Origin of the sequence: Streptomyces fructofermentans (genome assembly GCF_014651055.1) — a bacterium.
GTDB lineage: Bacteria > Actinomycetota > Actinomycetes > Streptomycetales > Streptomycetaceae > Streptomyces > Streptomyces fructofermentans.
In genome coordinates this window covers 1-11,708 of record NZ_BMWD01000060.1, presented here as the reverse complement: position 1 = coordinate 11,708, position 11,708 = coordinate 1, and the positions used below count along the sequence as shown (strand labels likewise).

The following is an 11,708-nucleotide window of genomic DNA, read 5'->3' as shown; positions in this document are numbered from 1 at the left end:
CACCTGGTAGCGGCGCATGTCGACGATGTGGTCGATGTGCTCGATGTCCACCGGGCACTGCTCCACACACGCACCGCACGTGGTGCACGACCACAGCACGTCCGGATCGATGACGCCGTTGTCCTCCAGCGTCCCGACCAACGGCCGCTCGGCCTCCGCCAGCGCCGCAGCCGGCACATCCTTGAGCTGCTCGGCGGACGCCTTCTCCTCGCCCTCATCGCCTGCCATGTCCTTGCCGCCGCCGGCCAGCAGGTAGGGGGCCTTGGCGTGCGCGTGGTCGCGCAGCGACATGATCAGCAGCTTCGGGGACAGCGGCTTGCCGGTGTTCCAGGCCGGGCACTGCGACTGGCAGCGCCCGCACTCGGTGCAGGTGGAGAAGTCCAGCAGGCCCTTCCAGGAGAACTGCTCGACCTGCGAGACGCCGAACACGTCGTCGTCCCCCGGGTCGGTGAAGTCGATGGCCCGACCACCCGACGTCATCGGCTGCAACGCGCCCAGCGCGGTGGCGCCGTCCGCCTCGCGCTTGAACCAGATGTTCGGGAAGCCCAGGAACCGGTGCCAGGCCACACCCATGTTGGTGTTCAGCGACACCACGATCATCCACACGAAGGAAGCGGTGATCTTCAGGCCGGCGACCGCGTACACGAGGGTGTCCAGGGTGCCCGCGTCGAGTTCGCGCAGGCGGGCCACGAGCGGATAGGACAGGAAGTAGGCGGCCTCGTAGTGCCCGACGTCGTGGATCGCGCCCTCCAGGGCGTGCAGCACCACGATGCAGGTGCCCACCACGACGATGACGGCCTCGATGAAGTACGCCTGGCCCGCCTTGGACCCGGCGAAGCGGGACTTGCCGCCCGGGCGGGCGGGCCGGTTGAGCCGGCGCACCGCGATCAGGGTCAGGATGCCCAGCACCGTCGCGACACCGAGGAACTCGACGAGCATGTTGTAGGGGGTGAAGTGGCCCAGCACCGGCAGCACCCAGTCCGGCGCGAAGAGCTGGCCGGTGGCGTTGACCAGGGTCAGCAGCAGGCAGTAGAAGCCGATCGCGACGAACCAGTGCGCGAAGCCCACCACCCCCCACCGGTTCATGCGGGTGTGGCCGAGGAACTCCCGCACCAACGTGACGCTGCGCCGGTAGGGACGGTCGGTACGGGCACCGGCCGGCAACCGCCCGCCGAGCCGCACGAAGCGGTAGATCTGCGCGGTGGCCCGGCCGAACAGCGCGAAACCGACCACGATCAGAACCAGAGACACGACGATCGCGACGAGTTGCATGAGAAAGGGGCTCCTCGAACCTGCGAAATTCGGCTACTAAGCGGTAACTTACTGGTTTCGCCCGAGACTACCGGCGCCCGCCGCCGCACTCCAGCAGCTTCGGCCGTGATGTGCGCCGCGCCACCCCCGAAACACCCCCCCGGGGACACCCCCGGAACGCAACCGGGACGCTCCCGGACGCCGACGGCCGCCCCGCGCACGGCACTCGGCCGCCCCGAGGAGACCGCACCGAGCCGCCCGGACACGCACACCCCGACGCACATACGACCGGACGCACGCACCGCCCGGCGCACGCACGGCCCGGCGCACGCACGGCCCGGTGCGCGCGCCGCCCGGCGCGCACTGCCCGGTCCCACGTACGGCCCGAGGCCCGGGCGACACCCGGACCGCCCGGGACCGACGCGCGGGCCGTGCGGCCCGGCGCACGCACCGCCCGATGCACGCACCGCCCAACGTCCGGGTGCCCGGTGTGCGGGTGCCCGGCGCACCGGGTGGTGCCTGCGCCGCAGGGGTGGCGCCCTGCCGCCCGGCCGAGGTGCAAGGTGATGCGGGGGGGGGTGTACGGGCCCGGCGCCAACTCGGAAGCGGTACAGGGGCCGTACAGGCCGGGCAGCCGGGCGGGAGCGGTACGCGGGCCGTACAGGCCGGGCAGTCGGACGGGAGCGGTACGCGGGCCGTACGGGCCCCGCACCCGCCAAAGTGCGGGACGGCGCGCATGCGGTACGGGCCCGACACCCGGCCGGGACGGTGCGCCGCCTGCGGTGCGGTGCGTGCGGTGCCGTACGTGGATCGTGCGGTGCCGGCGCCCGGCCGGGGTGCGAGCCCTGCGGTGGATGGGTGGCGCCGGGGCGCCCGGCCGGAGGGTGGCGCCGGGGCGGGCGGTGGGTGGCGCCGGGACGCCCGGCCGGAGGGTGGCGCCGGGGCGGGCGGGGTGCGGGCGGTGGGTGGGGGTGGGGTACGGCTGCGGCCCGGGCGGGTGGCCCGGGCCGTGGCCGAGTGCGGTGCGGTGCGGGTCAGTTGACGCGCATCAGGCGTCCGCCGCCGGTGCGGCCGGCCTCGGGCGCGGTGGCGGACATCCGGTGCTCGGCGGCCAGCGGGGTCTCGGGTGCGGCCTTGAGGATCGACTGCTGCAGCCGGCGCAGTCCGGCGGAGGGCTCCAGGCCCAGGTCGCGCACGAGGGTGGAGCGCAGCCGGTGGTAGGCGTCCAGGGCCTCGCCGCGCCGGCCGGAGCGGTGCAGGGCGAGCATGAACTGGGCGTGCAGCGTCTCGTGGGCGCTGTAGCGGCTGGTGAGCACGGTGAGTTCGGCGAGCAGTTCGCGGTGGCGGCCGAGTCGGAGGTCGGCCTCGATGCGCTGGTCGAGGGCGCACAGGCGGCTCTCCTCGAGGCGTTTGGCCTCCATCTCCAGGCGGGCGCCCCTCTGGACGTCGGCGAAGGCGGAGCCGGTCCACAGGGCCAGTGCCTCGCGCAGCAGGCGGGCGGCGCCGCGGAAGTCGCCGGCGTCCATGGCGCGGTAGCCGTGGCCGGCGAGGCGTTCGAACTCGCGGACGTCGCTGGTGCCGCCGTCGGAGACCAGCATGTAGCCGCCCGGCGAGGTGACCAGGACGTCCTTGGCGGTGCGCCGCGGAACCCCCCGGTCCATGCCGCGGCCCGCCGACCGGTCCAGGGTCCGACCCGCGGCCCGGCCCGTGCGGTCCGTGGCCCGGTCCGTGTCGAAGTCCGCGGTGCGGCCGGGGTCGAGGTCCGCGGTGCGGTCGGTGTCGGGTGTCTCGCGTTCCAGTGCGAGGGTGATCAGGTCGCGCAGTTGCAGGACGTAGGTCTGCAGGGTGGTGCGGGCGCTGCGTGGTGAGCGGCCCGCCCAGAGTTCGTCGATGAGCGCGTCGACCGGGACCACCTGGTCGGCGTGCAGCGCCAGCAGGGCGAGCACCTGGCGGGGCTTCGGCGCGGTGGGGGCGATCGACGCCCCGTTCTGCCGGACGTCCAATATGCCCAGTACGTCTATGTGCACGCCGTTGCCCCCTCGGTGTGTGTGCTGTCAATCGGCACTCGACGAGTACAAAACAGGCCGGACGGTTTGTCAACAGCAAACCACCCGCGCTGTTTTGACGCACTGTCGCCCGCCGCGGACCACGGGAGGGCTTCGCAAGGCTGTGACGTGCGGCTTTCTTCGGGTGCCGGGGGGTGGTGCGAGTGCGGGGCGGGCCGGTGCGGGTCGACTTCTCACAGGATCCCGCCCGGCCAAACGGGCAGTGTCAGTGGCGCGGTGGTCGTTTCGGGGACGAAGAACAGACTCTACGTCTTGTTTGGTGCGGGGCGGCATCCGGGCGGCCGGGCCGGTCACTGCGGCGGGTTGCCGTGCTTGCGGGAGGGCAGGTCGGCGTGCTTGCTGTGCAGCATGGCCAGCGAGCGGATGAGGACCTGGCGGGTCTCGGCCGGGTCGATGACGTCGTCGACCAGGCCGCGCTCGGCCGCGTAGTAGGGATGCATCAGTTCGGAACGGTACTCCTTGACCATGCGCGCCCGCATGGCCTCGGGGTCCTCGGCCTGCGCGATCCGGCGCCGGAAGATGACGTTGGCCGCGCCCTCCGCACCCATCACCGCGATCTCGTTGGTCGGCCACGCGAAGGTCAGGTCCGCGCCGATGGACTGACTGTCCATCACGATGTACGCGCCGCCGTACGCCTTGCGCAGCACCAGCGAGATCCGCGGCACCGTCGCGTTGCAGTACGCGTACAGCAGCTTCGCGCCGTGCCGGATGACCCCGCCGTGCTCCTGGCCGACCCCCGGCAGGAAGCCCGGCACGTCCAGCAGCGTCACCAGGGGAATGTTGAACGCGTCGCACATCTGCACGAAACGCGCGGCCTTCTCCGAGGCGGCGATGTCCAGCACCCCGGCCAGCACCTGCGGCTGGTTGGCGACGACGCCCACCACCTGCCCGTCCAGACGGGCCAGCGCACACACCACATTGCGGGCCCAGTGCTCGTGGACCTCCAGGTACTCCCCGTCGTCGACGATCTCCTCGATCACCCCCGCCATGTCGTAGGGGCGCGAACCGTCGGCCGGCACCAGGTCCAACAACGCCCCGCAACCACGGTCGGGACGGTCCGTGCCGTGCACCCGCGGCGCCTGCTCACGATTGTTCGACGGCAGCACCGACAACAGGTACCGCACCTCCGCCAGACACGTCGCCTCGTCGTCGTAGGCGAAGTGCGCCACCCCCGAGACCTCCGCGTGCACATCCGCGCCGCCCAGCCCGTTCTGCGTCACCTCCTCCCCCGTCACCGCCCTCACCACGTCCGGACCCGTGATGAACATCTGCGAGGTGTCCCGCACCATGAACACGAAATCCGTCAGCGCCGGACTGTAGGCAGCGCCCCCCGCACACGGCCCCAGCATCACCGAGATCTGCGGAATCACCCCCGACGCCCGGGTATTGCGCTGGAAGATCCCCCCATACCCCGCCAGCGCCGAGACCCCCTCCTGGATCCGCGCCCCCGCACCGTCGTTCAACGACACCAACGGCGCACCCGCCGCCAACGCCATGTCCATGATCTTGTGGATCTTCTCCGCGTGCGCCTCCCCCAACGCACCCCCGAACATACGGAAATCGTGCGCATACACGAACACCGTCCGACCCCCCACCGTCCCCCACCCCGTCACCACACCGTCCGTGTACGGCCGCCGCGCCTCCAACCCGAACCCACTCGCCCGATGCCGACGCAACTGCCCCACCTCCTGGAACGACCCCGCATCCAACAACAGGTCCAACCGCTCCCGCACCGTCAACTTCCCCCGCGCATGCTGCGCCCCCGTCGCCTCCTCACCCGGCCCCCGCACCGCCTGCGCCCGAATCGCCCGCAACTCCGCCACACGCCCCCGCACCCCCGACCCCGACCCCGACCCCGACCCCGACCCAGACCCAGACCCTGCGCCCGACCCTGTCCCCGACTCCGACCCTGCCCCTGCCCTTGCCCCCGTCCCCGACTCCGTCCCTGTCCCTGTCCCTGTCCCGACCGTCGTCAACGCCATCACTGAACCCCTTCCCATTCCCGAAACGGGGAGCCCGACCCGCGGACCGGACCCCGATGCCATGAAGCGGCCCCCGAAAGAAACCGCCCGCGCAGTACGGTTCAAACACAACAACCCACCGACAACCACCCCACGACCCACCCCACTCACCCCACCCCCGGAGCCCAACAAGCCCTCCACACCGGCAGAACCCGACGAGCCGGAGCAGCCGGACGAGCCGAAGGAGCCGGACAGACCGTCCGCGCCGGCAGGACTCGCCCGGCCCTCCACACCGGCAGGACCGGCAGGACCGGCAGGGCTTGCCCGGCCCTGCGGACCGGCAGGACCGGATGGGTCGGCCCGCCCGTGCGGGCTCGCAGGACCGTCCGGGCCGTCCGGACCTCCAGGTCGAACGGGTCGGATGGATCGGATGGATCGGCTCGCCCGTGCGGGCCTGGCAGGACCGTCCGGGTCGTCCGGACCTGCAGGGACGTCCAGGCCGACAGAGCCGGATGGATCGGCAGGGTCGGCAGGGTCGGATGGGTCGGTCTGCCCCTCCGGGCCGTCCCGGCCCGATGGATCATCCGGACCGGCCGGACAGACCGGCCCGGCCGGACCACCCGGGGCGTCCGGACCACCCGAGGCGTCCCGGCGGCCGGACAGCCCGGGCCGCATGAGCCGGATGAGCCGAATCGGCCGGATGGGCCGTCGGGTTGAACGGGTCATCCAGGCCAGACCGGTCGGCCCACCTGTCCGGGCCGCCCCGATCGCACGGATCGTCCGACCCCGACCGGCCGCACGGGCCGTCCGGACCGGACAGACCACGCCGTTCACGCAGCTCGTCCAGGCCGGCCCGCCTGCCCCGACCGGCCCGGCCCAATGGATCGTCCGGGCCGGACTGATCACATCGATCGTCCGCGCCCACCGAGCCGACCGGGCTGAACAGGTCATTCAGATCGCCCGGGCAGACCGACCTGTCCGGGCCATCCGGGCCCGACAGGTCGCCCGGACCGGATGGGCCGCCGGGACCGAACGAGCCGACCCGGCCGACCGAGCCGACAGAACAGCCCAGGCCGAACAGGCTGCCAAGACCGGCCGGGACGCCCCGGCCGACAGAACAGCCCAGGCCGTGACGGAGTGTCCGGACTGCACAGGCCCACCGGGCCCACCGGGGCGGCAGGACCGTCCGGGCCAGACGGGGTGCCCGGACCGGACGGGCCGCCGGGACTCAACGGACCGACAGAACAGCCCAGGCCGAACACGGTGCCCGGACCCGACGGGCCCACCGGGCCGACCGGGCCCGCAGGACCCTCCGAGCCGCCCTGGCCGTTCAGGCCGGACAGGCCGCCGGAACCGGACGGGTCGCCCGGACTCAACGGGCCGCCGGGACTCAACGGGCCGACAGAGCAGCCCAGGTCGAACACGGTGCCCGGACCGGACGGGCCCACCGGGCCGACCGGGCCCGCAGGACCCTCCGAGCCGCCCTGGCCGTTCAGGCCGGACAGGCCGCCCGGACCGGATGGGCCGCCGGGACTCAACGGGCCGACAGAACAGCCCAGGTCGAACAGGGTGCCCGCACCGGCCGGGCCGTTCGGGCGGGTGGGGGCGGTTCACCGCCAACTCCCCGGCGGCACATGGCCCGCCTCCCGCCACCGCCGGGCAATACCCGGCCGCCCCACCGCAACCACACGCCCCCGCACCTCCGCATGCGAGTGGGAGCGGGAGCGCACCAGCAGCAACACCGCCGCCAGCGCGGCCAGTTCCTCCTCGTCGGCCCGGCCCCGCTCGACCCGCAGCACCCCGCGCACACCGTCCATCCGACGCCTCCCTCCCGCCCCCGGCGGCCACGACCCACGGCGGCCTCACGCCGCTCCGGGCCATGGTCGGCCGCAACACTCGAGAGGTACTGGGGGATCACTTGAGGCCCCCCACCCGCGCCACCGGCCCACACCCGCCCCGGACCCGACACCACCCCCGCACGGACACCCCCGACCGCACACCCACACCCCGCACCGTCCTACGAGGTCGTACGCCCACCCACCCCACCCGCACCCCGCCAAACACCCCCACCGGGCCGAACCGCACCGGGCACACACCCACCCCCACGGAACAGACCACTCCGCAAAATGGTGCGGGCGGAGTCACTCCTACCGCTGGATAGTAAACCGGGTGGTATGTATCTTCGCAGACCTGAGAAGCCCCACAGCACCTCCACACCCACACTGCCCAGGGGGAACAGACGTGTCTGCGAGCCCGTCCCGTGCCACCCGCACGCTACCCGCCGCCCGGCACCCGCACAGCACCACCAGAACCCCACGACGCACCACCCCACCCCGCCCCACCACCCCACTCACCACCACCGTCCCCAAAGAATTCGTCCACCGCGCCAGCATCGCCGAAGTCATGCTCACCGGCTGGGAACCCCACGGCGACAACCACTACACCGTCACCGGCCAATGGCCCCGCCTCCACAGCTTCTTCACCGCCGTCAACGGCCACCACGACCCCCTCCTGATCGCCGAAACCGTCCGCCAGACCGGACTCCTGCTCGCCCACACCGAATACGACGTCCCCCTCACCCACCACTTCCTCATGTGGGACCTCACCCTCCACACCGACCCCACCCACACCCACATCGGCCCCACCCCCGCCACCGTCACCCTCCACACCACCTGCACCGACATCAAACACCGCGCCACCCACCTCGCCGGCTTCCGCCTCAACACCACCATCCACCGCGACGGCCACCCCACCGCCACCGCCACCGCCTCCTTCACCTGCGTCTCCCCCGCCGTCTACCAACGCCTACGCGCCCCCCACACCCAACCCCACCAACCCCCCCTCACCCCACCCCCACCCACCCACCCCCACCACGTCGGCCGCACCCACCCCGACGACGTCGTCCTCTCCCCCACCCCCACCCCCCACCACTGGCACCTCCGCACCAACACCCACCACCCCATCCTCTTCGACCACCCCCTCGACCACACCCCCGGCATGCTCCTCATCGAAGCCGCCCGCCAAGCCACCACCGCCCTCATCGGCCACCCCACCCACCCCACCCACATCACCACCCACTTCACCCGCTACGCCGAACTCCACCTCCCCACCCACATCCACGCCCACCCCACCCACCCCCACACCACCCACGCGAACCCCGACACCAGCAACACCAACACCAACACCGGCAGCAACACACACAGCACCAACGGCAACCACACCCACACCCGCAACACCGGCACCGGCACCGGCACCGGCACCGGCACCGGCCACACCCACACCCGCATCACCGGCACCCAAAACAACACCACCATCTTCACCACCACCATCACCACCCCACCCCCCACCACCTAAACCACCCCACCCCACCCCCGCCGCGACAAACCCGCCAGCCAGCCAGCCAGCCAGCCACCAGGCCGCGACAAACCCGGCGTACACAACCCCCCACCACCACAGCCCCGCCAGACCACGGCCCCCTCCACACCAGACCGCATCTGCAAACGCGTCCGGAGCGTCGGTCTCGCCCCCTACCCCGCCTGACGGCACTCGCCGAGGGCCGGGCGGAGTGATCAATCCCCTGCCTGCGCCCGGCGGAAGGGCCGGACCACCACTGGCCGGAACGATCTCTTGCCGATCTCCGCTACCTGTATGAGAGTTGACGTCCCGTCATTCACGCCTCGGTGCGAGCCGTGAATCGTGCCGAGCATGGGGCTGAGCTGCGGGACGCAGCCGAGACGACAAGGAGTTCTGTCCATGGGCGATTTCGGAATGCGCCGATGACGGTCAGCGGCGGTTGAACGTGACTGCACGGTGGAGTCGAAAGGCCGCGGCGGTCGCCGGAGCACTCACGGTCACGCTCTTGATGCCGTCCTGTTCCTTCGGTGAAGGGCCCGGCGGCGATGCGCAGACGATGCGGGATGCGTTGGAACGGTTGGACGACGCCGGGGCCTTCCGGATGACCGGCGAACTCCGTTCCGCCAATGGGGACAAGGCGGCGTTCGACGCCCACCTCGACGGCCGGGGCAACTGCAGGGGAACGATCAATGGTGCGGAAAGCGTGTTGGTCGGGGACCAGGTCTGGACCCGTTGGGAGGATGAGGACCTGCGTGCAGCCGTCGCCTCACTAAGCGGCAACTCGATTCCTCCTCTCGACCCGGTCACGCCCGAAGGAGAGGACGACAATTGGACTGCGACCCGGTTGCTGCAAGGGGCGTACCTGGTCACCGACCTGCCCAGTGACAATGCACCGGCTGCCGGAATAGCCCCTGTCTGCCAGGCAGGACAATTCCTTGCCGGAGCAGCCAACTCGGACGCAGACGTCACCAGTGGACCTGCCGTCACGAGTCGCGGAGAACGACTGCGCCGACTGAGCCGCGTGCAGGGACCGGTCACGGTACGGGTGTACGTACCGGAGTCCGGCAAACCGGTAGCACACCGAGCCGAATACATCATCGACGGCAACTGGTCACTCTCCGCCCGCCTCAACAACCTGGGGAAACCAGTGACCGTCACCCCACCCGCACGGAACCTTCAGACAGTCGCCGCCGAACAGATCCTCCGCCTGTTCGACTGACACAAGCCACCCTGAACCGTTCCGGGTTCGATAGAGATCTCAGATGTTGGCTGTGACCTGGAGATTCGTGGTTGCTCGGTAGAAGTTGGCTTCGTATTCGGCGGGTGGGATGTGCCCGATCTCACCGTGAAGTCGACGGTGGTTGTACCAGTCGACCCACTCGGCAGTGGCGAGCTCGACGTGCGACAGCGTCTTCCACGGCCGCTGCGGCTTGATGACCTCGGTCTTGAACAGGCCGATCGTCGACTCCATGAGCGCGTTGACGCTCCTATAGTTGTCAACTTGCCGTGGGGGCCCTCCGTGGAACTGGCCGAAGCAGGTGGTAGACCTCGCGGATGACGTAGCGCTTGAGGCACCGGATGATCTCGCGTTTCGTCTTGCCCTCGGCGGTGCGGCGGGCGACGTAGTCGATCGTGGGCTGATGGAACCGCATGCGGACGATGACGGTTCGGTAGATCGCGGCATTGAGCTGGCGGTGGCCACCGTGGTTGATGCGATGCCTGCCGCTGGTCATGCCGGAGCCGGTGGGCACCGGAGCGATGCCCGCGAGCTTGGCGAGGGCGGCCTCGGACTTGATCCGTTCGGGGTTGTCGCCGGTCACGACGAGGATCTCCGCGGCCGTGTCCACGCCGATACCGAAGGGTTCGAGCAGTTGCGGGGCGACCCGCTGGACCAGGTCGCCGATCATCTTCGTCAGTTCTTTGGCCTCGGCGTCCAGGTACTGCCATCGCCTGGCGAGCGTCCGCAGGGTGTGCCGAAGGGCGTCCTCGGGACCTTCCAGACGGCGAGGACGCAGAGCGGCCAGCTGCCGTGCCAGGCTGATCTGGGTCTTGCCGGCAGTCTCCCGGCGCAAGGCGTCCGAGGCATGGACGAGTATCGCCTTGATGGTGACCATCGCCGCCGCACGCTGTTCAACGGCCTGGTCATGAGCGATCTTGAGCTGGCGGATCATCTCGGCCTCGCCGTCGGCGGTCTTCGGCGTGGCCGTCGCGAACCCGGCCAGCACGGCGCGGGCGGCGTTCTCGGCGTCCAGCGTGTCGGACTTCCCGTTCATGCGCCGCAGCCGCCGGTCCGGGCGTCCGGCCTCGACCACCTTGTGACCGGCCCTGCGCAGGAATGAGGTCAGCGTGGCGCCGTAGGAGCCGGTGCCCTCGATCCCGAAGGCAAGGATCCTGCCGAACGAGCCTGCCCAGTCAGCCAGTTGCTGGAAGCCGCCGGTGTCGGCGGGAATCGTGAGGGTGGCCAGGATCCCGCCGATCGTGTCCATCACCGCTGCGACGTGCACGTGCTTGTGTGTGTCGACGCCGATCACGACGTGCCCAGACATGTGCTGCTCGTCGGTGTTCACCGCGTTCCTTCCGGCCGGTAGCGTGAAGTGCACGCTGTCGCCGGTCGGACGGACAGGACTGTCACGGGGACGCTTTGGTGAGTCGGCTCCAGGCTCTTATCAGGTCACGTCCGTCCGGCGGCAGCGCTTGCTGCGTGCCCGGCCGGGCGGTCGACAGATCAACGCCAGGACACCCGTGGGGTCGGTCGTAGCAAGAGTCAGACCGTCACGGCCGGGACTACCCGATCCTTGCGGGATCCGGTGCGAAAAGACTGACAGTCGTAAGCGTCGCCAACCGACCCGATCGAGGCCGCGATCCGGGCCGAGTCCAGGTGTTCGGCGAGGCGAAATGATGTGTATTGCGACCCGGCATCGGAGTGGTGCACCAACTCGCCGGGGACGGGCGGACGGCCGTCTCGGTCGCGCTGCCACAGGCCCATGTCCAGGGCGTCCAGGACGAGTTGGGTCTGTTTCGACAGCGACGCGGACCAGCCGACGATGCGGCGGGAGAAGGTGTCCACGATGAAGGC

At 70.8% G+C, this 11,708-nt stretch carries 7 protein-coding genes and 2 pseudogenes; 2 read left to right on the top strand and 7 right to left on the bottom strand.

Annotation, left to right across the window (positions count from 1 at the left end; translation table 11 throughout):
• The 4 genes from IE265_RS37750 to IE265_RS37735 all read right to left on the bottom strand — a co-directional run.
• A partial coding sequence (locus tag IE265_RS37750; protein ID WP_190040322.1) for a 4Fe-4S dicluster domain-containing protein occupies nt 1-1,272 on the bottom strand: 1,272 nt, incomplete at its 3' end.
• A gap of 1,013 nt (nt 1,273-2,285) precedes the next feature.
• Nucleotides 2,286-3,278, bottom strand: coding sequence for an AfsR/SARP family transcriptional regulator (locus IE265_RS37745; RefSeq protein WP_190040321.1), 993 nt, complete (start codon nt 3,276-3,278; stop codon nt 2,286-2,288).
• A gap of 329 nt (nt 3,279-3,607) precedes the next feature.
• The gene (locus tag IE265_RS37740; RefSeq protein WP_229916959.1) at nt 3,608-5,152 is read right to left on the bottom strand and encodes an acyl-CoA carboxylase subunit beta; all 1,545 of its coding nucleotides are present in this window, start codon (nt 5,150-5,152) and stop codon (nt 3,608-3,610) included.
• 1,736 nt (nt 5,153-6,888) lie between these two features.
• Nucleotides 6,889-7,095 (bottom strand): acyl-CoA carboxylase epsilon subunit, encoded by a 207-nt coding sequence (locus IE265_RS37735; RefSeq protein ID WP_190040319.1) that lies wholly within the window; start codon nt 7,093-7,095, stop codon nt 6,889-6,891.
• Between the two features lie 352 nt (nt 7,096-7,447).
• Between IE265_RS37735 and IE265_RS37730 the strand changes: the two genes are divergently transcribed.
• Both IE265_RS37730 and IE265_RS37725 read left to right on the top strand, forming a co-directional pair.
• Nucleotides 7,448-8,632 (top strand): ScbA/BarX family gamma-butyrolactone biosynthesis protein, encoded by a 1,185-nt coding sequence (locus IE265_RS37730; RefSeq protein ID WP_268255924.1) that lies wholly within the window; start codon nt 7,448-7,450, stop codon nt 8,630-8,632.
• Nucleotides 8,633-9,071: 439 nt separating this feature from the next.
• Nucleotides 9,072-9,851, top strand: a complete 780-nt coding sequence (locus IE265_RS37725) for a hypothetical protein (protein WP_190040317.1) — start codon at nt 9,072-9,074, stop codon at nt 9,849-9,851.
• 39 nt (nt 9,852-9,890) lie between these two features.
• Here the strand turns inward: IE265_RS37725 and IE265_RS37720 are convergent.
• The 3 genes and pseudogenes from IE265_RS37720 to IE265_RS37710 all read right to left on the bottom strand — a co-directional run.
• A pseudogene (locus tag IE265_RS37720) lies at nt 9,891-10,112 on the bottom strand (integrase core domain-containing protein); the annotation flags it as partial.
• A gap of 16 nt (nt 10,113-10,128) precedes the next feature.
• On the bottom strand, nt 10,129-11,199 hold the full coding sequence (locus IE265_RS37715; RefSeq protein ID WP_229916957.1) for an IS110 family RNA-guided transposase: 1,071 nt from the start codon (nt 11,197-11,199) through the stop codon (nt 10,129-10,131).
• Between the two features lie 257 nt (nt 11,200-11,456).
• A pseudogene (locus IE265_RS37710) lies at nt 11,457-11,708 on the bottom strand (DDE-type integrase/transposase/recombinase); the annotation flags it as partial.